Origin of the sequence: Streptomyces apricus (assembly GCF_008369065.1) — a bacterium.
Lineage (GTDB): Bacteria > Actinomycetota > Actinomycetes > Streptomycetales > Streptomycetaceae > Streptomyces > Streptomyces apricus.
This window is the reverse complement of the sequence record NZ_VDFC01000043.1, coordinates 137,420-160,755: the sequence shown is the minus strand read 5'-3', so window position 1 is coordinate 160,755 and position 23,336 is coordinate 137,420. Positions and strand designations below refer to the sequence as shown.

The following is a 23,336-nucleotide window of genomic DNA, read 5'->3' as shown; positions in this document are numbered from 1 at the left end:
GTCGGGGACCGCGCGATCAGCGCCAGGGCCATCGGCGCCGGGCCGGTCGACGCCGGGGTGACCGGCGCCGGAGCGTTCGGTGTCCGAGGGGCCGGTGCCGGGCCGGCCGGTGCCCGCGGGACCGGTGCCGGAGCGGTCGGCATCGGGGCGGTGGGGATCAGAGCGGTCGGTGTCCGTTGCGGGCTGCGCGTGCGGGGGTATTCGCCGCCGTGCCGGGCCGTCGTCTCCCGCCGCAGGCCTTCTCACGGGTCGCAGCGCGGCCAGACGCCGCCCCTCGGTCGCCTCCCGTCCGCCGCCCGTGGACGGGTCCGGCGGTATGTGCGGTGTGAACCAGCCGCCTCCGCCGCCACCCCCGGAAGTGCCGTTGTCGGCCGACGTGGTGGTCGGAGCGTCCATGTTGTGCCTCGCCTCGAACATCTTTCGGTCGGTCTGCGCACCTCCTCGGTCGGAAGATGCCTGCTTTCCCCCGCAGACTGCTTACTTCGCCCCGTTCCGTCCTGTCGGCCGAGTCGTCCTTGCCGCACCGCTGCCACCGCAGCATTCCACTCGGTCCGACACCCCGGTCACGTAACCGCGAACGGGGGTCTTCGATCTTTCCGTCCCCTTAGGCTGCATTGCCCTGTGCGTACCCCGGCAGGATGCGAGGACGCCCTGTCGGACACGAACCGGAGTCGACCATACCGGCCGTTGTCATGCGCACAAGTCCAAGATTCCTTACGTCAGGAATTGAGTGGGACTTCCCGTCGTTCCGCTGAATTACCGTTCGCCGCGCGACAATTCGACACAGTCCCGTCCCGTACTCCGAGGCTAGTACACGGGGTTACTCCCGTCGGCAGACGTATCCGGCGCTCGCGCCCGGCACCGTGTTTCACGTGAAACTGAGCCGCCCCGCACGCCGGGCCCACCTCGTCGTCCATGTAGCCGCCTCCGCATGCTGGCTCGGGCTCACGCTCGGGCTGCTCGCGCTGGGGATCACCGCGACCACCACCGGATCGGCGGTGGTCGTGGAGGCCTCCGTCCGAGCCATGAAGACGTTCGCCGACTGGCTCCTGCTCCCCCTCGCGTTCCTCACGCTCCTGAGCGGCCTGGTGCTGTCCCTGGGCACACACTGGGGGCTGGCCAGGCATCGGTGGGTGTACACCAAGTTCTGGCTGACCCTGGCCACGGTGACGGCCACCGTCCTCGCCCTGCGTCCCGCGGTCGGCTCGGCGGCGGCCGCCGTGTCCGCGGGTGAGGCCCTGCCCGACGCCGGAGACGTCCTGTTCGGACCGATCGTCTCCCTGACCGCGTACCTCTTCATGACGGCGATCTCGGTCCTCAAGCCCTGGGGACCGACCCGACGCGGGCAAAGGATCCGTACCACCCTCCGCAAACGGGTGGACGCCGGAGCCGCCGGTCGGACAGCCTGACCTGCGTGCCGATTCCTTCCCTCACCGCTCTGCCCATCCGCCGTCTGACGCCTCGCGATCTCTCCGCCTGCGCCGACCTCTCCGAGAACCGGGGCTGGCCCCGGGAGGAACACAAATGGGGTCTGCTGCTCGCCGCCGGCACGGGCTACGGCATCGACGATCCTGGTGGCGGCCTCGTCGCCTGCTGCGTCGTGACCTCCTACGGGCCGCAGCACCGGCCTGATCTGGCAGCGATCGGCATGGTGCTGGTCGCCGAACGGCACGCCCGCCAGGGCATCGGACGCCGGCTCATGCGCCACGTCCTGGCCGAGTCGGGGACCACCCCGATGACCCTGCACGCCACGCCGTACGGGCGCCCCCTTTACGAGGAACTGGGCTTCAAGGCCGTCGGACGGGCCGAGATGGTCCGCGGCCGCTTCGCCCCCGGCGGCCCGGAGCCGGAGGTCGCCACGCGCCCGGCCACGGCCGGGGACCTCGCCGCGATCCTCCGCCTCGACGCGGAGGTCTTCGGTACGGACCGGACGCACATGATCACGCGGCTGCCGGCCTTCTCCGACCAGCTGCGCGTCGCCGAGGAGGCGGGCCGGATCATCGGGTACGCGTCCGCCTGGCCCAACCTGGACAGCCAGGTCGTGGGTCCGCTGATCGCCCGGGACACCGAGGTGGCGAAGGCCCTCGTGGTCTCCCTCGCCTCCGGCACCGACCGCCCGCTGCGCACCGACATCGACGTACGGCACGAGGAGTTGCTCGCGTGGTTGAAGGAGCGCGGGCTCGCGTCCGTGAGTTTCAACGCGGTCATGACGTACGGCATCGGGGAGTTGCCCGGCGACTGGACGCGGCGGTTCGCTCCGCTCACCGTGGCCGCGGGGTGAACCGCCCGTCCGCCGCTCCGTGACGCCCCGGGCCTCTCGGTCCGGCCAGGCGGGCTGGTTCGGTCCGGGGCGGGTTCGGTCCGGCTAGGCGGGCCGGTTCTCCTGGAGGAGCGCCCGCACGGCCGCCGTGGCGAAGGAGTGGTCCTGCTCCGGTGCGCCGCCGCCGACTCCGACCGCGCCGATCAGCCGGCCGTCCCGGTGCACCGGGACGCCTCCCGCGATGAACAGGAGCGGGCGGTCGAGTGCGGTCGGCAAGGTGTGGAAGAGGCCGCCGGGCCGGACGGCGTCGACGAGGTCGGCGGTGGGGGTGTCGAGCTGCAGCGCCGTGTAGGCCTTGCGGGTGCTGGTCTCGCCCGAGATCAGCACCGCGCGGTCGTCGCGCCGGAAGGCGAGCAGGTGGCCGCCCGCGTCGAGGACCGTGACGCTGACCGTGGCATCGGCGGCCTCCGCGGCCCGGCGGGCGGCCGTGACGAGGACCTCGGCGTCCTGGACGGTCAGCGGGGTGACGGTGGTGGTGCTCATGAGGGTTTCTCCTTGTGGGTCAGGGGTGCGAGTGGTACTGCGGGGAGGGTGGTCGCCGGGGGTGCGGGCCGTGATCGGATGCGGGCGGAGCGGGCCGGCGGTCGTTGCGCGCCCGGCCACGCACCGCGTACGGCCCGGCCACGCACCGCGTACGGCCCGGCCACGCACCGCGTACGGCCCGGGCGGGACTCAGGTGTGGACGGCGGCCTGCTGCTGCGCGGGCAGCGACTGCCCGGTGTCCGCGACGGCCGGACCTGCCGTGTGCCCGGTCGAGCCGGCCCGGCGCTCCAGGGCGGCCGAGAGGACGGCGAGCAGGAGGGCCGCGGCGGCGAGGACGGCACCGACCCAGTTGGGTGCGGTGTAGCCCATGCCCGCGGCGATCACGACGCCGCCGAGCCACGCGGAGAGGGCGTTGCCGAGGTTGAAGGCACCGATGTTCACCGCGGAGGCGAGCGTCGGGGCGCCGTGGGCCTGGTCGAGCACCCGCTTCTGCAGCGGCGGGACGGTGGCGAAGCCGAGGGCGCCGATCAGCGCGACGGTCACGGCCGCCGCGATCTTGTCGTGCGCGGTGAGCGTGAAGAGGGCGAGGACGACCGCGAGGGCGCCCAGGGACACGTACAGCATCGGCATCAGGGCACGGTCGGCGAAGCGGCCGCCGACGAGGTTGCCCACGACCATGCCGAGGCCGAAGAGGACGAGCAGCCAGGTGACGGAGCCGTCGGCGTAGCCGGCGACGTGCGTCATCATCGGCGCGATGTACGTGATCGCCGCGAAGACGCCGCCGAAGCCGAGGACGGTCATCGCCATGGCGAGCAGGACCTGGACGTTCTTGAAGGCGGCCAGTTCGTGACGGAGCCGTACGCCCTCCGCCCTGGGCATGTCGGGCACCAGCCTGGCGATGCCCACCAGGCCGAGGACGCCCAGCGCGGCGACGACCGTGAACGTCACGCGCCAGCCGGCGGACTGCCCGATGAAGGTGCCCAGCGGTACGCCGACGACGTTGGCGACGGTCAGGCCGGTGAACATCATCGCGATGGCGCCGGCCTTCTTGTCCGGGGCCACGAGGTCGGCGGCGACGACCGAACCGATACCGAAGAAGGCACCGTGCGCGAGCGAGGCGACCACGCGCCCGACCAGCATGACGGAGAACGTGGGGGCGACGGCGGAGACCAGGTTGCCGACGACGAACAGTCCCATCAGCAGCATCAGCATCCGCTTGCGGGACACCTTGGTGCCGAGGACGGTCATCAGGGGCGCGCCGAACATGACTCCGAGCGCGTATCCGGTCACGAGGAGACCGGCGGTGGGGATGGAGACACCGAAGTCGCCCGCCACCTCGGGCAGCAAACCCATGATCACGAACTCGGTGGTCCCGATCCCGAAGGCCCCGATCGCGAGGGCCACAAGCGCGAGAGGCATGGAGGAGAACCTTCCAGAAGATTGCAGGAGCGCTTTACGTGCGTTCACAATAGTTGCAGACGCGGGATAACTGCAAACGCTGGATATTGCGGCCGTGCCCTATCCTGGATTCCAGCCGCTCGGGACGGAGGACATGCCATGACAGCGACGGACCCCGCACTCACCGCTCTCGCCCAGGGCTGGTGCGCGCTCTCCCTGCTGCACGGGAGGATCGAGGCGCACATCGAGCGGGCCCTGCAGGCCGAGCACGACCTGAGCGTGCGCGAGTACTCGCTCCTGGACGTGCTCAGCCGCCAGCACGACGGCGAGGGCGGACACCTGCAGATGAAGCAGGTCGCCGACGCGGTCGTCCTCAGCCAGAGCGCCACCACCCGCCTGGTGACGCGGCTGGAGGACCGGGGGCTGCTCTCGCGCTACCTCTGCCCCACCGACCGCCGCGGCATCTACACGAACGTCAGCGAGGCGGGGCTCGAACTGCTCGCCAGGGCCCGGCCCACCAACGACACGGCCCTGCGCGAGGCGCTGGACGAAGCGGCCGGGAACCCCGAGCTGGCCCCGCTGGTGCGCGTGGTGGAGTCGGCGAGCGTTCCCGCACCCGCCTAGGGGGCGGTGCCTAGGCTGTGGCCATGGAAGATCTTGAGATACGCCGCGCGGCCGCGGACGACGTCCCCGCGATCGTCGCGATGCTCGCCGACGATCCGCTGGGCGCGCGGCGCGAGTCACCGGACGACCTGACCCCGTACCTGACGGCGCTGGAACGCATCGAAGGAGATCCGAACCAGCACCTGATGGTCGCCGTGCGCCGGGGCCGCGTCGTCGGCACCCTGCAGCTCACGATCGTCCCCGGACTGGCCCGCAGGGGAGCGACCCGCGCGATCGTCGAAGCCGTACGGGTCCACGCCGACGAGCGGGGCGGCGGCCTGGGCACCCGCTTCGTCGAGTGGGCCGTGGACCGGGCCCGCGAAGAGGGCTGCCGGCTGGTGCAGCTGACCTCCGACGCCACCAGGACGGATGCGCACCGGTTCTACGAGCGGCTCGGCTTCACGGCGTCGCACGTCGGGTTCAAGCTCCAGCTCTGAGACGCCCCCGCACATCCGTCCCGGACGGCTAGCCGATGCCGCGCCACCCCTCGGGGTCCACCCCGCCGGGGACCGGAGCGTCCTGGCCGTACGGCTGCCGCGTGAACACGAACGAGCCGAGGTCCAGGTGGCTCACCGACCCGTCGGGGCCCTCCACGGCCCGCAGGAGCTCGCCGGCGTAGTAGCCGTCGAGTCCGGTCCAGGTCCGGTCGGCCCCGGCCCGGAAGCGCGAGCGCCGGCCGGGGCCCGCCAGCGGGCCGAGCGTGACGTCCCCGTCGGCCGTCAGACGCAGTGCGAAGGCGTGGGTCCCCCAGTACCAGGGTCCGGTCAGGTCCAGCACCGCACGGTCGACCTCGGGCAGGGGCCGCCACGGCTCGGGGATCCGGGGCTCGGCCTGCGCGACGATCCGTACGAGGTCGGCGGCGACCGCGAACACCGGCGGGCCGGAGGTGCAGTTGGCCAGCACGACGGCGGCCAGATCCTCCTCGACGTCGATCATGAGCCCGGCGACGAAGCCGGGCAGGGAACCGCTGTGCCCCACCAGGGTCCGGCCGTCCCGGTGCTGGATCTGCATGCCGAGTCCGTATGTGGCGCCGGCGGCCACCTCCTCCGGCTCGGCCGGTGCGGCGGGCGTACGCATCTCCCGTACGGACTGCGCGCTCAGCACCCGGTCGTCGCCGTGCGTGAGGAAGGCGGCGAAGCGGGCCAGGTCTCCGCTGGTCGACCAGAGCTGCCCGGCCGCCGCCATCCGCCCCAGGTCCTCGCTCGGCTCGGGGAGCATGACGTCCGCCCAGGGGTGCACGGCCCAGCCGCCCGCATGCGGCGCCTGCGGCTGTCCGCTCGTGCGGCGCAGTCCCAGCGGTTCGAGCACCTCGCTGCGCAGGACGTCCTCCCACGGGGCGCCGCGCAGCTCCTCGACCAGCGCACCCAGCAACGTGTAACCGGGGTTCGAGTAGTGGAAGCGCCGGCCGACCGGATGCCGGTGCGGCTGTTCGCCGAGGACGTCGGCCAGTTCGGGGCGCAGCGACCCGGGGGTGCGTTCCCACCAGGGAGCGGGCGCCTCGGCGGCCAGCCCACCGGTGTGCGCGAGGAGTTCGGCGATCGTCGCCTCTCCCGCGCCCGTGCCCGGCAGGTGCTTCTCCAGCGGGTCGGCCAGGTCGAGCAGGCCCTCGTCACGCAGCCGCAGGACGAGGACGGCGGTGAAGGTCTTGGTGATCGAGCCGATGCGGTACTGCACGTTCTCATCGGGTCCGTGCCCGTCCACCGAGGTACGGGAGCCGTGCCACACGGCCTGCCCGCCGCGCACGACCGTCGCGACCAGCGACGGCGCGCGCCCGTGCGCCTGGGCGGTGGCGATCCTGTGCAGCAGGGCACGACGGGTGGCGGGCAGCAGTTCTTCCGGAAGTGTGGTCGTCATGGCACAAGTCCACCCGCCCCGGCGCCCCGCGTCGAGCGCATTCATCTGCGCCGCGTCGCCCGCCGGGCGGCGATCAGGTCTGTGCCATGTCCACGAAGCGGGAGTAGTGGCCCTGGAAGGCGACCGTGATGGTGGCCGTCGGGCCGTTTCGGTGCTTGCCCACGATGATGTCCGCCTCGCCCGCGCGCGGCGACTCCTTCTCGTAGGCGTCCTCGCGGTGCAGCAGGATCACCATGTCCGCGTCCTGCTCGATGGATCCGGACTCACGCAGGTCGGAGACCATCGGCTTCTTGTCCGTGCGCTGCTCGGGGCCACGGTTCAGCTGCGACAGCGCGATGACGGGCAGCTCCAGCTCCTTGGCCAGCAGCTTCAGGTTTCGCGACATGTCCGAGACCTCTTGCTGCCGGCTCTCGGAGCGCTTGCCGCCCGACTGCATCAGCTGCAGGTAGTCGATGATGACGAGCTTGAGGTCGGCGCGCTGCTTGAGGCGGCGGCACTTGGCGCGGATCTCCATCATCGACAGGTTCGGCGAGTCGTCGATGTAGAGGGGGGCCGCCGAGACGTCGGGCATCCGGCGTGCGAGGCGGGTCCAGTCCTCGTCGGTCATCGTGCCGGAGCGCATGTGGTGCAGGGCGACGCGCGCCTCGGCCGACAGCAGGCGCATGGCGATCTCGTTGCGCCCCATTTCGAGCGAGAAGATCACGCTGGGCATGTTGTGCTTGATCGAGCAGGCGCGGGCGAAGTCCAGCGCCAGCGTGGACTTACCCATGGCGGGACGGGCGGCGATGATGATCATCTGGCCGGGGTGCAGCCCGTTCGTCAGCTGGTCGAGGTCGGTGAAGCCGGTCGGCACGCCGGTCATCTCCCCCGACCGCGAGCCGATCGCCTCGATCTCGTCGAGCGCGCCCTCCATGATGTCGCCGAGCGGCAGGTAGTCCTCGGTGGTGCGCTGTTCGGTGACGGCGTAGATCTCGGCCTGGGCGCTGTTGACGATCTCGTCCACGTCGCCGTCGGCCGCGTACCCCATCTGCGTGATGCGGGTGCCGGCCTCGACCAGGCGGCGCAGGACCGCGCGCTCGTGGACGATCTCCGCGTAGTACTCGGCGTTGGCCGCCGTCGGGACCGTCTGGACGAGGGTGTGCAGGTAGGAGGCGCCGCCGACCTTGGTGATCTCACCGCGTTTGGTGAGCTCGGCGGCGACCGTGATCGGGTCGGCCGGCTCGCCCTTGGCGTAGAGGTCAAGGATCGCGCCGTAGACCGTCTCGTGCGCCGGCCGGTAGAAGTCGTGGCCCTTGAGCACCTCGACGACGTCCGCGATGGCGTCCTTCGAGAGCAGCATGCCGCCCAGGACGGACTGCTCGGCGTCCAGGTCCTGCGGCGGGACGCGCTCGAAGGACGAGCCCCCGCCGTCCCAGGCGCCGTTGTCCGGACCGCGGTCGTGCCGGTCCTCCCTGCCGTGGCCGCCACCGTCGCCGCGCCGGCGGGAGGCGGGCAGACGATCGCTGGGACCGCTGTCGGCCCACGGGTCGTCCAAGGGCTCGGAAATACTCACCGGGCCACCTCCTCCCGTCCGCCGAGCGGACCTCGCCGTGCCCCTCATTCCTACGGCACGACACTGACAAATGAGACGCCCCGACTCCGGTTCTGACGCGTCGGTTTTGCGAGGATTCCGAGGCTGGGGAGGAGAGGGTGCCGCACCACGGTAGGCCCGCGGGCACCTTCAGCCAATCCGGTTATCCACAGGCCATGTGGACGACGGCCCCGATGCTGTGGAGAACTCGGCGAAACCTGTGCACGACTCGGTGGACAGGCCTGTGAACAAGCACTCAGCATCTTTTCCACAGGGCCCTTGACCTGCGTTTCTCCCATCCACCGGCTGTGCAGAAGAAAAACTTTCCCGGTCGGGCCAAGATCCTTGCGAAGGAGGCGCGACGGGGCGTCGCATGCATGTGCCAGTAAGGGTCGCCCATGGTTTGCATCTCTTACCTGTGGAAGATTAGATTGATGAGCATGACACAGGCTCCCGCGGCTCCCAGGGGCTCCCGGCGCAGGCACGATCGGGAGATCGTCGCGCTGGCCGTTCCGGCGTTCGGCGCGCTCATCGCCGAGCCCCTCTTCCTCATGGCCGACACCGCCATCGTCGGCCATCTCGGCACCGCGCAGCTCGCCGGACTCGGAGTCGCCTCCGCCCTCCTCGCCACCGCCGTCAGCGTCTTCGTTTTCCTCGCGTACGCCACCACGGCCGCCGTCGCCCGACGGGTCGGCGCGGGCGACCTGCCGGCCGCCATCCGCCAGGGCATGGACGGGATCTGGCTCGCCCTGCTCCTCGGCCTCGCCGTCATCGCCGTCGTCCTGCCCACCGCACCCGCCGTGGTGGAGCTCTTCGGAAGTTCGGACACCGCCGCCCCCTACGCCGTCACGTATCTGCGCATCTCGGCGCTCGGCATCCCCGCGATGCTCGTCGTCCTGGCCGCCACCGGAGTTCTGCGCGGGCTGCAGGACACCCGGACTCCCCTCTACGTCGCCGTCGCCGGCTTCGTCGCCAACGGCGTCCTGAACGTGGCACTCGTCTACGGCGCCGGCCTCGGCATCGCCGGCTCCGCCTGGGGCACCGTCATCGCCCAGTTCGCCATGGCCGCGGCGTACCTCGTCGTGGTGGTCCGCGGGGCACGCAGACACGGTGCCTCCCTGCGTCCCGACGCCGCCGGGATACGCGCATGCGCCCGGGCCGGTGCGCCGCTGCTCGTCCGGACCCTCTCGCTGCGGGCGATCCTGATGATCGCGACCGCCGTCGCCGCCCGCCTCGGGGACGCCGACATCGCGGCCCACCAGATCATCCTGTCCCTGTGGAGCCTGCTCGCCTTCGCACTCGATGCCATCGCCATCGCCGGGCAGGCCATCATCGGACGCTACCTCGGCGCCGGTGACGCCCTGGGAGCCCGCCAGGTCTGCCGCCGCATGGTGGAGTGGGGCATCGGCGTAGGGGTCGTGCTCGGCGGACTGGTGATCGCCGCCCGCCCCCTGTTCCTCCCCCTGTTCACCGGTGACTCGACCGTCCATGACACGGCGCTGCCCGCGCTGCTCGTGGTGGCGCTCGCCCAGCCGATCTGCGGTGTCGTCTACGTCTTGGACGGCGTGCTGATGGGCGCGGGAGACGGCCCCTACCTCGCGCGGGCCATGCTGCTCACCCTGGCGGTCTTCGCTCCGGCGGCGCTGCTCGTCCCGGTGTTCGGTGGCGGGCTCACGGCGCTCTGGGCCGCGATGACCCTGATGATGACCGTACGCATGCTGACCCTGTGGCTGCGCACCCGCTCGGGCCGCTGGGTCGTCACGGGCGCCACACGCTGACGTTTCACGTGAAACCGGGTGGACGGGTAAACGGCAGGCGGGCAGGCGGGCAGGCGAGTGCCCGGGTAGGCGGGTAGCAGGGTGGGGTGGCCGCGGGACAGGAGCCCGCCAGCCGCACAGCCGCAACAGAGGAAGGGCCGCACCCCGAGGGGTGCGGCCCTTCTCTCAGCTCTGCGAGCGCAGCGATCAGGCCGCGACGACCTCGATGGCGACCTTGGCGGCCACCTCGGGGTGCAGACGCACGGACGTCTCGTGGGCGCCCAGCGTCTTGATCGGCGTGCCCAGCTCGATGCGGCGCTTGTCGACCTCGGGGCCACCGGAAGCCTTGATCGCCGAAGCGACGTCGGCCGGGGTGACGGAACCGAAGAGACGGCCGGCGTCGCCGGAGCGGACGGCCAGGCGGACCTTGACGCCCTCAAGGCGCGCCTTGATCTCGTTGGCCTGCTCGATCGTCGCGATCTCGTGGATCTTGCGAGCACGACGGATCTGCTCGACGTCCTTCTCGCCGCCCTTGGTCCAGCGGATCGCGAAGTTCCGCGGGATCAGGTAGTTACGGGCGTAACCGTCCTTGACGTCGACGACGTCGCCCGCGGCACCGAGGCCGGTGACCTCGTGGGTGAGGATGATCTTCATTTTTCGGTCACCCTTCCCTTATCGCGCGGTGGAGGTGTAGGGCAGCAGCGCCATCTCACGGCTGTTCTTCACGGCCGTGGCGACGTCACGCTGGTGCTGCGTGCAGTTGCCGGTCACGCGGCGGGCACGGATCTTGCCGCGGTCGGAAATGAACTTCCGCAGCATGTTCGTGTCCTTGTAGTCCACGTACGTGACCTTGTCCTTGCAGAAAGCGCAGACCTTCTTCTTCGGCTTGCGCACAGGCGGCTTCGCCATGTGTGTCTCTCCTGTGTGATCAAGAAGTGTGGGAACGGCCCACCCTCGTCGGCCCTGGGCCTAGAAGGGGGGCTCGTCCGAGTAGCCGCCACCGGAACCGCCGGAGCCGCCGGAGTTTCCACCCCAGCCMCCGCCGCCGCCACCGCCGCCGCTCTGGTTGCCGCCGCCGGCAGGAGCGCTGGTCGCCCAGGGGTCGTCGGCGGGAGCGCCGCCACCCTGCTGCTGACCGCCGCCGGAGCCTCCGCCGTCGGCGGGAGCGCCGCCACCCTGCTGCTGACCGCCGCCGGAGCCTCCGCCGCCTCCGCCCCAGCCGCCGCCCTGCTGGCCGCCGCCGCCGCCACCGCCGCTGTAACCGCCCTGGCCACCCCGGCCGCTGGTCTTGGTGACCTTGGCCGTGGCGTTCTTCAGGCTGGCGCCCACTTCCTCGACGTCCAGCTCGTAGACCGTGCGCTTGACGCCCTCACGGTCTTCGTAGGACCGCTGCTTCAGCCGGCCCTGCACGATGACGCGCATGCCTCGCTGGAGCGACTCCGCGACGTTCTCCGCCGCCTGACGCCAGACCGAGCAGGTCAGGAACAGGCTTTCGCCGTCCTTCCACTCGTTGGTCTGCCGGTCGAAGGTGCGGGGAGTGGACGCGACACGGAACTTCGCGACCGCCGCACCGGACGGGGTGAAGCGCAGCTCGGGGTCGTCGACAAGATTGCCGACGACCGTGATGACGGTCTCGCCTGCCATGGGGGAACCTCTCGGCGGGTTTGCTGCTGGCTGCTTGGTGCTGCTACTCGGTGCCCGGGATCAGCTGAGCCGGGAGGCTCAGTGGGTCTCGGGACGGAGGACCTTGGTCCGGAGGACCGACTCGTTCAGGTTCATCTGGCGGTCGAGTTCCTTCACGACCGCAGGCTCGGCCTGCAGGTCGATGACCGAGTAGATGCCCTCGGGCTTCTTCTTGATCTCGTACGCGAGACGACGACGGCCCCAGGTGTCGACCTTCTCGACCTTTCCGTTCGCCTCACGGACGACGGAGAGGAAGTTCTCGATCAGCGGCGAAACGGCACGCTCTTCGAGATCGGGGTCGAGGATGACCATCACTTCGTAGTGACGCATGTGTAACCCACCTCCTTTGGACTCGGCGGCCACGGTCGTTCCGTGGCAGGAGGGTTGTGATGCGTTCGCAACGGTATCGGCCGCCACTGACAATCGGGCCGCCGACCGGCGAACCGATCGGGGAACCGTGTCGTGGCCTGGGCAGACACCGGTGCAGACGCTACAGACTACCCGCTCACCGGCTTCCGGTTGAAATCAGGGGCCGATGCCCCTCAGTCTGGACACATCGGGTGTGTACGGCGCTACGATGCGCCGCCTTCCGCAGGAGGTGCCCCATGGCACAGGCATTGCGACCGAACACCGTAGGTTCTCTCTTCGCCACCGACCACAGGTCCCATCCGCTCCAGGACACGCTGCTCGCCGTCACGGCGGTCCTCGGCGTGACGGCCTTCGTCTCCGCGATGTTCCACGACCTCCACCTGCTCAGTTCGTGGGCGGGACTGATCGGGATCATCACCGGCGCGGTCGGCCAGTTCGTCTCCGAGACGACCAGGGAACGGTTCGCGCTGGTCGTGAGCCTGGGCGCCGCCGCCGTCGGCTTCTTCCTCGGCATGGCGCACGGCGGACTCTTCGGAGGCGTCATCGGCTGACGCCGGCCGGGCACCGGCGGCCCAGGGACGCTCCTCCGGGTTCCCGGTCCGGCTTCCGGCACCACCTCGGGACGTCCCGGCACCGCCTCAGGACGTCCTGGCACCCCCTCGGGACGTCCCGGCCCCGCATCGGCCGGGACCCGGGGCGCATACGGCCAGCCGGGGCGCTCCCGGGGCGCAGTAGGCTTCGCCGCGAGAGCCGGAGCCCCTGTACCCATGGGGACACCCCAGCCCGAGGAGCGCCCCGAATGAGCCTGACCCTGAGGACCATCAGCCGAGAGCAGCATCTGGCGTACATCCAGAGCCTGCCCGCGGCCAGCCACATGCAGGTCCCCGCCTGGGCGGACGTCAAGGCGGAGTGGCGTTCCGAGAGTCTGGGATGGTTCGACGACAGGTCCGGCGAGATGGTCGGCGCGGGCCTCGTGCTGTACCGCCAGCTGCCCAAGATCAAGCGCTACCTCGCCTACCTGCCCGAGGGCCCGGTCATCAACTGGTTCGCGCCGAACCTGACCGACTGGCTGGATCCGATGCTCGCCCACCTCAAGCAGCAGGGCGCCTTCTCCGTGAAGATGGGCCCGCCGGTGATCATCCGGCGCTGGGAGGCCACGTCCATCAAGAAGGGCATCCAGGACCCGGACGTGAAGCGCCTGCGCGACATCGAGGCCGACTTCATCGAGCCGCGCGCCTTCGAGGTGGCCGACAAGCTGCGGCGCATGGGCTGGCAGCAGGGCGAGGACGGCGGGGCGGGCTTCGGCGACGTACAGCCCCGCTACGTCTACCAGGTGCCGCTGGCCAACCGGTCCCTGGAGGACGTCCACAAGGGCTTCAACCAGCTCTGGCGGCGCAACATCAAGAAGGCCGAGAAGGCCGGCGTCGAGGTCGTCCAGGGCGGCTATCAGGACCTTGAGGAGTGGCAGCGCCTCTACGAGATCACGGCTCTGCGCGACCGTTTCCGGCCACGCCCGCTCTCGTACTTCCAGCGCATGTGGACGGCCCTCAACACCGAGGACCCCAACCGCATGCGGCTCTACTTCGCACGGCACGAGGGCGTGAACCTGTCCGCCGCGACGATGCTGGTCGTCGGCGGGCACGTCTGGTACTCCTACGGCGCCTCCGACAACATCGGCCGCGAGGTCCGGCCCTCGAACGCGATGCAGTGGCGCATGCTGCGCGACGCCTACGCGCTCGGCGCGACCGTCTACGACCTGCGCGGCATCTCCGACTCCCTGGACGAGACGGACCACCTCTTCGGCCTGATCCAGTTCAAGGTGGGTACCGGCGGACAGGCCGCCGAGTACCTCGGGGAGTGGGACTTCCCGCTCAACAAGCTGCTCCACAAGGCACTCGACATGTACATGTCGCGCCGCTGATCCACCAGAATCCGTCCTGGACGCCCCCGTCGTCCTCGACACCTGAACACACCGCTGCCACGAGAAAGGTTCCAGGTCCGGCCATGGCGCTCACGCTCTACGTCGACACCGCACGCTGGCGGGCGCACCACAAGCACGTGGTCGAGCAGTTCCCGGGGCTCGTGCCCGTCTGCAAGGGGAACGGCTACGGCTTCGGCCACGAGCGGCTCGCCGACGAGGCCACCCGTCTGGGCTCGGACGTGCTGGCCGTCGGCACGACCTACGAGGCGGCGCGGATCAAGGACTGGTTCGGCGGCGACCTGCTGGTGCTGACGCCCTTCAGGCGGGGCGAGGAGCCCGTACCGCTGCCCGACCGCGTCATCCGCTCCGTCTCCTCCGTGGACGGCGTCTACGGCCTCGTGGGGGCCCGTGTCGTCATCGAGGTCATGTCCTCCATGAAGCGGCACGGGGTGAGCGAGCGGGACCTGCCCCAGCTGCACGCCGCCATAGAGAACGTGCGCCTTGAGGGCTTCGCGATCCACCTGCCCCTGGACCGCACCGACGGCTCGGACGCCGTGGAGGAGGTCATCGGCTGGATGGACCGGCTGCGCGCGGCCCGGCTGCCGCTGCACACCATGTTCGTCAGCCACCTCAAGGCCGACGAGCTCGCCCGGCTGCAGCAGCAGTTCCCGCAGACCCGGTTCCGGGCCCGTATCGGCACCCGGCTCTGGCTGGGGGACCACGACGCGACCCAGTACCGCGGCGCCGTCCTCGACGTCACGCCGGTCGCCAAGGGGGACCGTTTCGGCTACCGCCAGCAGAAGGTCGCCTCGGACGGCTGGCTGGTCGTCGTGGCGGGCGGTACGTCGCACGGGGTGGGCCTGGAGGCCCCCAAGGCCCTGCACGGCATGATGCCGCGCGCCAAGGGCGTGGCCCGGGCCGGCCTCGCCACGGTCAACCGGAACCTCTCGCCGTTCGTCTGGGGCGGCAAGCAGCGCTGGTTCGCCGAGCCCCCGCACATGCAGGTCTCGATCCTCTTCGTGCCCTCGGACGCGCCCGAGCCGCAGGTCGGCGAGGAGCTGGTGGCCCATCTGCGGCACACCACCACGCAGTTCGACCGCGTGGTCGAGCGCTGATCGCGGCGCCCCGGCGCCGGACGCAGCACGCAGCACGCAGCACGCGAAAGGCCGTACACGCGTCCCGTGTACGGCCTTTCGCGTGCCCTGTCCGTGAGCTGTTCGCTCAGAGCGAACGGGAATCCTTCTCCGGTTCCCCGTCGCCGCCCCACTCCACGTACGGGCCCTCGGAGGGCTCCGCGTCCCGCGGCGGACGGGCGGCAGCGCCCAGGACGAAGACGTCCCGCGCGCCGTCCAGCACACCCCCCGAGGGGTCGTCGTCGCCCGAGCGGCGTACCACGTCCCGTTCCGGCAGGAGGATGTCGCGCACGATCACCGCGCAGAGGTACAGCGTCCCCAGCAGGTGGACCGCGACGGCCAGGTGGTACCCCTCCTGGGGCAGTCCCTTGTGGGCGTCGCCGCTGGTCGTGTAGGCGAGGTACATCCAGATCCCGAGGAAGTACGCGACCTCGCACGCCTGCCAGATCAGGAAGTCGCGCCACTTGGGGCGGGCCAGCACGGCGAGCGGGACCAGCCACAGTACGTACTGCGGCGAGTAGACCTTGTTGGTGAGGATGAAGGCCGCGACGATCAGGAACGCCAGCTGGGCGAAGCGGGGCCGGCGCGGGGCGGTCAGCGTGAGGGCCGCGACGCCCGCGCAGGAGAGCAGCATCAGCAGCGTGGCCCACGTGTTGACGGTGTCGGTGACGAGCGGTTCCTCGGCGCGCTGCGACAGGATCAGCCAGAAGGAGCCGAAGTCCACCCCGCGCTCCTGGCTGAACGTGTAGAACTTCGACCAGCCCTCGGGCGCCAGCAGCATGACCGGGAGGTTCACGACCAGCCAGGAGCCGGCGGCGCCGAGCAGGGCCGTACCGAACGCGCGCCACCTGCCCGCCCGCCAGCAGAGCACCAGCAGGGGTCCCAGCAGCAGCACGGGATAGAGCTTGGCGGCCGTGGCGAGCCCCAGGAGGACCCCGAAGGCCAGGGGGCGGCTCCGGGACCACATCAGCATCGCCGCGGCCGTCAGGGCGACCGCCAGGAGGTCCCAGTTGATGGTGGCGGTCAGCGCGTAGGCGGGTGCCAGGGCGACCAGCAGGCCGTCCCAGGGGCGCCGCCGGTGGGTGCGGGTCACGCAGACGGCGATGACGGCCGCGCAGGCCATCAGCATCCCGGCGTTGACCATCCAGTAGACCTGCTCCTGGTCCTGGATGCTGCCGCCGCCCGGTGTGAGCCAGGAGGCGACCTCCATGAACACGCCGGTGAGCACCGGGTACTCCAGGTACTCCATGTCGCCTTCGAGCTTGTCGAAGTACGGCACGAGCCCGTCGGCGAAGCCCCGTCCCTGGTAGAGGTGCGGGATGTCCGAGTAACAGGCGTGCGTGTACTGGGAGCTGGCGCCGAAGAACCAGGCACCGTCGTAGCAGGGCAGCTTCTGCACCATGCCGAGGGCGAACATGCCGATCGCGACCAGCGCGACGATCCGCACCGGGGTCCACCACGACGTCCCGAGCAGCGCACGCCGCCCGAGGGGACCTCCGAACAGTTCACTGCCGGCCGCCGCGACCGGGTCCTCCCTGGTCGGCGGCACCGGATCCGGCTCGTGCACGCTCGCGCGCGTCGTCTCTGCACTGGGCATGCCGCACATCCTGCCGTACGTCCCTGGGAAGCCGCCGGGAGCGGGCTCGTTCGGGGCCGGTGCGCAGGCTTGGGCGCCGGACGGCATCCGAGGGCACCGGACAGCGCCCGAGGGCGCCGGATCGCGCCCGGCCCGTCCTGAGGCCGCGGAAAACGCGAGTGGCCGCCGACCGGAGCCGACGACCACTTCGTGTGCGGGAGAGCGCTGCGGGCTAGCCCGTGGAGCCCTGGAACAGGCCGCCGTTGCCGTTGCCCCGGCTGTTGCCGCCCTCCTCCTCGGAGCTCGTGGGCGAGGGGCTCACACCGCCGTCCGCGCCACCGTTCTCCGTGCCGCCGTTGTCGGTACCGCCGTCGTCCTCGCAGCCGAAGAAGGCGCCGCAGGTCTCACTGGTCGTGGGCGCGGGAGAGGACGGCTCGCTCTTCGTCGGTGTGGGACTCGGCTCCTCCGTCTCCTCCTCTTCCTCTTCCTTAGTCTCGGTGGGCGTGGGGGACGGGGTCGGGGTCGGGACGTCGTCGACGACCTCGCCGATCTCCTCGGGCGTCGGGAACTGCTCGACCTTCGTGCCCTTGAGCGCCTGCTCCATGTAGTCGTGCCAGATCTCGGCCGGGAACGAGGCGCCGTGGATCTTCTCCTGACCACCGGTCCCGAACATTTCGAGGAACTCGCGCTTCTTGTTCGTCTCGTCGTCGTCCAGGCGGTACATGGAGACCGCGGTCGAGAGCTGCGGGGTGTACCCGACGAACCAGGCGGACTTGTTGCCGTCGGTCGTACCGGTCTTGCCCGCCACCGGCCGGCCGGTCAGCTTCGCCGCGGTACCGGTGCCCTCGTCGACGACGGTCTTGAGGACGTCGGTGACGTTGTCGGCCACGGCCGTGCTGAAGGCCTGCTTGGTCGTGGCGACGTTCTTGTGCTGGAAGACCGTGCCGTCCTTGTCGGTGATCTCGTCGACCGAGTACGGCTCGTTCTGCTTGCCGCTCGCCGCGAAGGTGGCGTACGCGCCGGCCATGCGGATCGCGCTCGGGTCGGAGGTGCCGATGGAGAAGGACGGGACGCTGGCGCTGGCCAGGCTGGTCTCCTTGATGCCCGCGTCCATGGCGGACTCCCGCACCTTGTCGAGGCCGACGTCCATGCCGAGCTGCACGTACGCGGAGTTCGAGGAGACCCTCATCGCCTCGCGGAGGTCGATGCGGAAGGTGGGCGGGTTGTAGGACTCGTCACCGTCGTTGCGCTGCAGCCACTCGCCCTCGTCCTTGTCCTTCCAGATCGTCCCGTCGTAGTTCTCGATCTTCAGCTTGTTCTTGCCGCTGTAGATGCTCTTGGGCGAGGCCTTCTTGCGCTCGTCCTGGGCCTGGGTCGGCTCCAGGTCGGGATCGCGGACGCCCCACTTCATGGCGGCGGCGAGCACGAACGGCTTGAAGGTCGAACCGACCTGGGCACCGGTCTGGTCGGCGTTGTTGGTGAAGTGCTTGGTCGCGTCCTCACCGCCGTAGATGGCCTTGATCGCGCCGGTGTCCGGGTCCACGGAGGCCCCGCCGAACTGGACGTGCTTGTCCGTCTTCGGGCGGTCCTTCGGCTTGATGTTCTCCTTGTAGACCTTCTTGACCGCTTTTTCGAGCTGGTCGACCTTCTTCTTGTCGAAGGTCGTGTGGATCTCGTAGCCGCCCTCACGGAGCTGCTTCTCGGTGATCCCGGTCTTGTCGCTGTTGTTGACGATGTACGCCTTGGCGAGGTCGACCAGGTAACCGATCTGGCCGCTCAGCTGGGCGTTCGACCGGGGGCTCTGGAGCTTGGGGAACTCCGTGTACTTGGCGCGCTCCGCCTGCTCCAGGTGCCCGTCCTTGACCATCTCGTCGAGGATCCAGCTCCACCGCTGCTCCGCGCGTGCACTGTTGGCGGCGGGGGTGGCGGCCGGGTCGATGGACTCCGCGCCCGCCGGGTCGTAGTACGTGGCGCCCTTGAGCACCGACGCCAGGAACGCACACTGGCTCGCGTCCAGGTCGTTGGCGTCGGTGTCGAAGTACGTCTGCGCGGCGGCCTGGATCCCGTAGGCCCCGCGGCCGTAGTAGGCCGAGTTCAGGTAGCCGGCCATGATGTCGTCCTTGTCGACCTTGGCGCCGACCTTGATCGAGACGAAGAGCTCCTTGAACTTACGGGAGATCGTCTGCGACTGGTCCTCCAGCATGGCGTTCTTCACGTACTGCTGGGTGATCGTGGAGCCGCCCTGGGTCTGACCGCCCTTGGCCATGTTGAACAGGGCCCGGCCGATACCCATGGGGTCGACGCCCCGGTCGGTCTCGAAGGTCTTGTTCTCGGCCGAGATGACGGCGTAGCGCATCGCCTCGGGGATCCGGGAGTAGTCGATGATCTGCCGGTTCGTCTCACCACCGGTGGCGACCATCCGGCTGCCGTCGGCCCAGTAGTAGACGTTGTTCTGCGCCTTCGCCGTCTTGGCGACGTCCGGGAGGCCCACCAGCGCGTACGCGACGCCCGCGACCGCCATCATGCTGCCGAAGAAGCCGATGAACAGTCCCGTCACGAGCTTCCAGGACGGCACCCAGCGCGCCGCCCCGTACCGGCCCGCGCGTGGGTAGTCGACGATCCGCTTCTTCGGCGGTACGCCGCCGCGCCCGCGGCCCCGGCCGGGGCCGGTGGGCCCGCCGGGACCACCCCGGCCACCCCCGCGGCCTCCGGGTCCCGCGCCGCCGGCCGTTCTGCGACGGCCGCCGCCGGTGCTCCTCTGCGACGCCCGTCGGGCTTCGGCGCGGCTGCCGAACGGGCGTTCCTCACCCCCCGAGTCATAGGAATCGGAAGGAGACGCGGTTTCGCCCCGCGGTGCCGCACGGCGGCCGGAGGACGAGCCGGTCTGGCCGCGTCGGGCCGCGGCACGTCCGCCACCCTGCGGCTGCGGCGGTTTGCGACGGTGCTCGCTCATCGAACGATTACTCCTCGGGCAGGCGCACCTGAGCGCGCCTGGAAACGGCGGCTGGTTTCCGGTCCCCCCGAAGTACGGATGCGGTCGTTTTTGCATTCATCCGTACCGCACCGAGGACAGGGACGTCCCCGGGCGTCACTCGGTTCCCGGTGGTTTGCATGGCGCACAGACTACGCACCGTCAAACCCCACCTAGGGCCGAAGTTCACCCCAAACCAGGCAACTTGCTCTCACGAATCAATGATGTGACCCCGTTCACCGTGCCTCCCCTTGTAGGAGTGAGCGGACCGATCTATCGTGCTGATGTATCGAGTCGATACATCAGCACGGCATAAAGACCGTCACGGCAGGACCGCGGCAGAGAGGAGGCGACGATGAGCCGACGTTCCGGCATCCTCGAATTCGCCGTCCTCGGCCTTCTCCGCGAGTCCCCGATGCACGGCTATGAGCTGCGCAAACGCCTCAATACGTCATTGGGTGTGTTCCGTGCGTTCAGCTACGGGACGCTCTACCCCTGCCTCAAGACGCTGGTCGCCAACGGCTGGTTGATCGAGGAACCGGGGAGCACCCCTGAGGACGCACTGGCGACGACCCTCTCAGGGCGCCGCGCCAAGATCGTCTACAGGTTGACGGCGGAGGGCAAGGAGCATTTCGAGGACCTGCTCTCGCAGACGGGCCCCGACGCGTACGAGGACGAGCACTTCGCGGCTCGTTTCGCGTTCTTCGGCCAGACGTCACGGGATGTGCGGATGCGGGTCCTCGAAGGCCGCCGCAGCAGGCTTGAGGAGCGACTGGAGAAGATGAGCGCCTCACTGGCGCGCACCCGGGAGCGCCTCGACGACTACACGCTTGAGCTCCAGCGCCACGGAATGGAGTCCGTGGAGCGCGAAGTGCGCTGGCTGAACGAGCTCATCGAGAGCGAGCGGGCGGGCCGGGACCAGCGACGTCCCGGTCCCGACGGCGCGGCTCGGCACGACAACACATCTGGGGAGTCGGGCGGCCTGCCCCGGCCCGGGGGCACCCCCGGGCCGGATCCGTCCGACGACACTGCCACGTGAAGTCCGCTCAGGGCTTCACCGAGTACACACAGGGAGCAACCGGAATGGGTTCGGTTCGCGTAGCCATCGTCGGCGTGGGCAACTGCGCCGCCTCGCTGGTTCAGGGCGTCGAGTACTACAAGGACGCCGACCCGGCGTCCAAGGTGCCGGGTCTGATGCACGTCCAGTTCGGCGACTATCACGTGGGGGACGTCGAGTTCGTCGCCGCCTTCGACGTCGACGCGAAGAAGGTCGGCCTCGACCTCTCGGACGCCATCGGCGCCAGCGAGAACAACACCATCAAGATCTGCGACGTCCCGAACAAGGGCGTCACGGTCCAGCGCGGCCACACCCATGACGGGCTCGGCAAGTACTACCGCGAGACCATCGAGGAGTCGGACGAGGCCCCGGTCGACGTCGTCCAGGTCCTCAAGGACCAGCGGGTCGACGTCCTCGTCTGCTACCTGCCCGTCGGTTCCGAGGACGCGGCGAAGTTCTACGCCCAGTGCGCCATCGACGCCAAGGTCGCCTTCGTCAACGCCCTGCCGGTCTTCATCGCCGGCACCAAGGAGTGGGCGGACAAGTTCACCGAGGCGGGCGTCCCGATCGTCGGTGACGACATCAAGTCGCAGGTCGGCGCCACCATCACGCACCGCGTGATGGCGAAGCTGTTCGAGGACCGCGGTGTCCGGCTTGAGCGCACCATGCAGCTCAACGTCGGCGGCAACATGGACTTCAAGAACATGCTGGAGCGCGACCGCCTCGAATCGAAGAAGATCTCGAAGACGCAGGCCGTCACCTCGCAGATCCCCGACCGCGACATGGGCGCGAAGAACGTCCACATCGGTCCCTCGGACTACGTGGCGTGGCTCGACGACCGCAAGTGGGCGTACGTCCGCCTCGAAGGCCGTGCCTTCGGCGACGTCCCGCTGAACCTGGAGTACAAGCTGGAGGTCTGGGACTCCCCGAACTCCGCGGGTGTCATCATCGACGCCCTGCGCGCCGCGAAGATCGCCAAGGACCGCGGCATCGGCGGCCCGATCCTCTCCGCGTCGAGCTACTTCATGAAGTCGCCGCCGGTCCAGTACTTCGACGACGAGGCCTACGCGAACGTCGAGAAGTTCATCAAGGGCGAGGTCGAGCGCTAGGACCCGTCCCGCGCACGGCTGTCGAGGGCTCCCGGGGCACCGCTCCGGGGGCCCTCGCCCTGTGCGAGGCTGTGCCCCATGGCTGTCGTGGGTGACCTGCGCGTACTCCTGCGCTTCCAGAACTTCCGCCGTCTGCTCGCCGTACGGCTGCTGTCGCAGGGCGCCGACGGGGTCTACCAGATCGCCCTCGCCACCTACGTCGTCTTCTCGCCGGAGAAGCAGACGTCGGCCACCGCGATCGCCTCCGCGATGGCGGTCCTGCTCCTTCCGTACTCCCTCGTGGGCCCCTTCGCGGGCGTCCTGCTGGACCGCTGGAGGCGCCGCCAGGTCTTCCTGTACGGAAATCTGCTGCGAGCGCTCCTGGCGTCCCTGACGGCCGTCCTGATGCTGAGCGGCGTGCCCGACTGGCTCTTCTACGCCTCCGCCCTGTGTGTCACCGCCGTCAACAGGTTCGTGCTGGCGGGCCTGTCCGCAGCGCTGCCCCGGGTCGTCGACCCCGAGCGCCTGGTGATGGCCAACTCCCTGTCGCCCACGGCCGGCACGCTCGCGGCGACCCTCGGCGGCGGTCTCGCCTTCGTCGTACGACTCGTGGGCTCCGACTCCGACGCGGCGGTCGTCCTGCTGGCGGCGGTGCTGTACGTGTGCTCCGCGCTCACCTCGCTGCGGCTGGCCCCGGACCTGCTGGGCCCCGACCGGCAGCAGGTGCGGCCGCGGCTGAGAACCGCGCTGACGGGCACCGCGCGCGGGCTGACGGAGGGCGTGCGCCATCTGGCCCGGCCCGCGCGCCGGGAAGCCGCCTGGGCGCTCACCGCGATGACGCTGATGCGCTTCTGCTACGGCGCCCTGACGGTCATGGTGCTGATGCTCTGCCGGTACGCCTGGTCGTCGGGCTCCGACGACGACGGGCTCGCCCTCCTGGGTCTCGCCGTGGGGATCTCCGGGGCCGGCTTCTTCGCCGCGGCCGTGCTGACCCCGGCGGCCGCGAACCGGTTCGGCCCCGGCGGGTGGATCATCGCCTGCGCCGCTTCCGCGGCCGTGCTGGAACCGGCGCTGGGTCTCTCGTTCGCCGTGGTCCCCGTCCTGGTTGCGGCCTTCGTCCTCGGACTGACCACGCAAGGCGCGAAGATCGCCACGGACACCGTGGTCCAGTCGTCCGTCGACGACAGCTTCCGTGGCCGGATCTTCGCCGTGTACGACGTCCTGTTCAACGTCGCCTTCGTGGGCGCCGCGGCGGTGGCCGCCCTGATGCTGCCCCCCGACGGACGATCCGTGGCACTTGTGGTCATGGTGGCCGTTGTCTACGGAGCGGTTGCTGTGGCTATGGCCCGTTTTGAACGCCAGTAAGTGTCACATCAATGCCACGAAGTTCCTCCGGAGTACGGAGATGTCAGTGGGGCCCGATAGTTTACGTGCGTCTTATTTCGCGCCATGCGTTTTTGCGCCACGCGCTTCTACGTTCGAGGGGGACCCCC

At 70.0% G+C, this 23,336-nt stretch carries 21 protein-coding genes; 11 read left to right on the top strand and 10 right to left on the bottom strand.

Annotation, left to right across the window (positions count from 1 at the left end):
• The first annotated feature begins 872 nt into the window (after positions 1–872).
• Positions 873–1,409: a DUF2269 family protein gene (locus FGF04_RS18845; protein ID WP_149512494.1), complete on the top strand. Its 537-nt coding sequence runs from the start codon at positions 873–875 to the stop codon at positions 1,407–1,409.
• Between the two features lie 5 nt (positions 1,410–1,414).
• Positions 1,415–2,281, top strand: coding sequence for a GNAT family N-acetyltransferase (locus tag FGF04_RS18840; protein WP_149512493.1), 867 nt, complete (start codon positions 1,415–1,417; stop codon positions 2,279–2,281).
• An 84-nt stretch (positions 2,282–2,365) separates the two neighbouring features.
• On the opposite strand, the gene FGF04_RS18835 is transcribed toward FGF04_RS18840, so the two are convergent.
• Entirely contained in the window at positions 2,366–2,803 is a 438-nt protein-coding gene (locus tag FGF04_RS18835; protein ID WP_149512492.1) for a GlcG/HbpS family heme-binding protein, read from the bottom strand.
• A 189-nt stretch (positions 2,804–2,992) separates the two neighbouring features.
• A complete protein-coding gene (locus FGF04_RS18830; protein WP_149512491.1) occupies positions 2,993–4,222 on the bottom strand; it encodes an MFS transporter in 1,230 nt (409 codons plus the stop codon).
• Positions 4,223–4,360: 138 nt separating this feature from the next.
• Between FGF04_RS18830 and FGF04_RS18825 the strand changes: the two genes are divergently transcribed.
• Positions 4,361–4,825, top strand: coding sequence for a MarR family winged helix-turn-helix transcriptional regulator (locus FGF04_RS18825; protein WP_149512490.1), 465 nt, complete (start codon positions 4,361–4,363; stop codon positions 4,823–4,825).
• Positions 4,826–4,848: 23 nt separating this feature from the next.
• Complete coding sequence (locus FGF04_RS18820) at positions 4,849–5,301, top strand: GNAT family N-acetyltransferase (protein WP_149512489.1); 453 nt, start codon at positions 4,849–4,851, stop codon at positions 5,299–5,301.
• Between the two features lie 28 nt (positions 5,302–5,329).
• Here the strand turns inward: FGF04_RS18820 and FGF04_RS18815 are convergent, their stop codons facing one another.
• Positions 5,330–6,718, bottom strand: a complete 1,389-nt coding sequence (locus FGF04_RS18815) for a serine hydrolase domain-containing protein (protein WP_149512488.1) — start codon at positions 6,716–6,718, stop codon at positions 5,330–5,332.
• Between the two features lie 73 nt (positions 6,719–6,791).
• Entirely contained in the window at positions 6,792–8,270 is a 1,479-nt protein-coding gene (gene dnaB / locus FGF04_RS18810) for a replicative DNA helicase (RefSeq protein ID WP_149512487.1), read from the bottom strand.
• A 458-nt stretch (positions 8,271–8,728) separates the two neighbouring features.
• Here dnaB and FGF04_RS18805 point away from each other — a divergent pair, with 458 nt between their 5' ends.
• A complete protein-coding gene (locus FGF04_RS18805) occupies positions 8,729–10,066 on the top strand; it encodes an MATE family efflux transporter (protein WP_149512486.1) in 1,338 nt (445 codons plus the stop codon).
• Positions 10,067–10,252: 186 nt separating this feature from the next.
• Here FGF04_RS18805 and rplI read toward each other — a convergent pair whose 3' ends face one another.
• The 4 genes from rplI to rpsF form a co-directional block, all read right to left on the bottom strand.
• Positions 10,253–10,699 (bottom strand): 50S ribosomal protein L9, encoded by a 447-nt coding sequence (rplI, locus tag FGF04_RS18800; protein WP_149512485.1) that lies wholly within the window; start codon positions 10,697–10,699, stop codon positions 10,253–10,255.
• An 18-nt stretch (positions 10,700–10,717) separates the two neighbouring features.
• Positions 10,718–10,954, bottom strand: a complete 237-nt coding sequence (gene rpsR, locus FGF04_RS18795) for a 30S ribosomal protein S18 (RefSeq protein WP_003949403.1) — start codon at positions 10,952–10,954, stop codon at positions 10,718–10,720.
• A gap of 60 nt (positions 10,955–11,014) precedes the next feature.
• Positions 11,015–11,689: a single-stranded DNA-binding protein gene (locus FGF04_RS18790; protein WP_149512484.1), complete on the bottom strand. Its 675-nt coding sequence runs from the start codon at positions 11,687–11,689 to the stop codon at positions 11,015–11,017.
• A 78-nt stretch (positions 11,690–11,767) separates the two neighbouring features.
• Complete coding sequence (gene rpsF / locus FGF04_RS18780; protein ID WP_028804085.1) at positions 11,768–12,058, bottom strand: 30S ribosomal protein S6; 291 nt, start codon at positions 12,056–12,058, stop codon at positions 11,768–11,770.
• A gap of 275 nt (positions 12,059–12,333) precedes the next feature.
• On the opposite strand from rpsF, the gene FGF04_RS18775 reads away from it, so the two are divergent.
• The 3 genes from FGF04_RS18775 to FGF04_RS18765 all read left to right on the top strand — a co-directional run bounded on the left by FGF04_RS18775 (position 12,334) and on the right by FGF04_RS18765 (position 15,133).
• Positions 12,334–12,648 carry a hypothetical protein gene (locus FGF04_RS18775; RefSeq protein ID WP_149512483.1) on the top strand — a complete coding sequence of 105 codons (315 nt, stop codon included), beginning with the start codon at positions 12,334–12,336 and terminating at the stop codon, positions 12,646–12,648.
• A gap of 248 nt (positions 12,649–12,896) precedes the next feature.
• Positions 12,897–14,018, top strand: coding sequence for a peptidoglycan bridge formation glycyltransferase FemX (gene femX, locus FGF04_RS18770; RefSeq protein ID WP_149512482.1), 1,122 nt, complete (start codon positions 12,897–12,899; stop codon positions 14,016–14,018).
• An 83-nt stretch (positions 14,019–14,101) separates the two neighbouring features.
• Entirely contained in the window at positions 14,102–15,133 is a 1,032-nt protein-coding gene (locus FGF04_RS18765) for an alanine racemase (RefSeq protein WP_149512481.1), read from the top strand.
• Positions 15,134–15,239: 106 nt separating this feature from the next.
• Here the strand turns inward: FGF04_RS18765 and FGF04_RS18760 are convergent, their stop codons facing one another.
• Both FGF04_RS18760 and FGF04_RS18755 read right to left on the bottom strand, forming a co-directional pair.
• Positions 15,240–16,757 (bottom strand): glycosyltransferase family 87 protein, encoded by a 1,518-nt coding sequence (locus FGF04_RS18760; protein WP_149512480.1) that lies wholly within the window; start codon positions 16,755–16,757, stop codon positions 15,240–15,242.
• 202 nt (positions 16,758–16,959) lie between these two features.
• Positions 16,960–19,680: a transglycosylase domain-containing protein gene (locus FGF04_RS18755; protein ID WP_149512479.1), complete on the bottom strand. Its 2,721-nt coding sequence runs from the start codon at positions 19,678–19,680 to the stop codon at positions 16,960–16,962.
• 373 nt (positions 19,681–20,053) lie between these two features.
• On the opposite strand from FGF04_RS18755, the gene FGF04_RS18750 reads away from it, so the two are divergent.
• The 3 genes from FGF04_RS18750 to FGF04_RS18740 all read left to right on the top strand — a co-directional run bounded on the left by FGF04_RS18750 (position 20,054) and on the right by FGF04_RS18740 (position 23,208).
• Entirely contained in the window at positions 20,054–20,737 is a 684-nt protein-coding gene (locus FGF04_RS18750) for a PadR family transcriptional regulator (RefSeq protein WP_149512478.1), read from the top strand.
• Between the two features lie 44 nt (positions 20,738–20,781).
• Complete coding sequence (locus tag FGF04_RS18745) at positions 20,782–21,864, top strand: inositol-3-phosphate synthase (protein ID WP_149512477.1); 1,083 nt, start codon at positions 20,782–20,784, stop codon at positions 21,862–21,864.
• Positions 21,865–21,942: 78 nt separating this feature from the next.
• Complete coding sequence (locus FGF04_RS18740; RefSeq protein ID WP_149512476.1) at positions 21,943–23,208, top strand: MFS transporter; 1,266 nt, start codon at positions 21,943–21,945, stop codon at positions 23,206–23,208.
• The last annotated feature ends 128 nt before the right edge of the window (positions 23,209–23,336 follow it).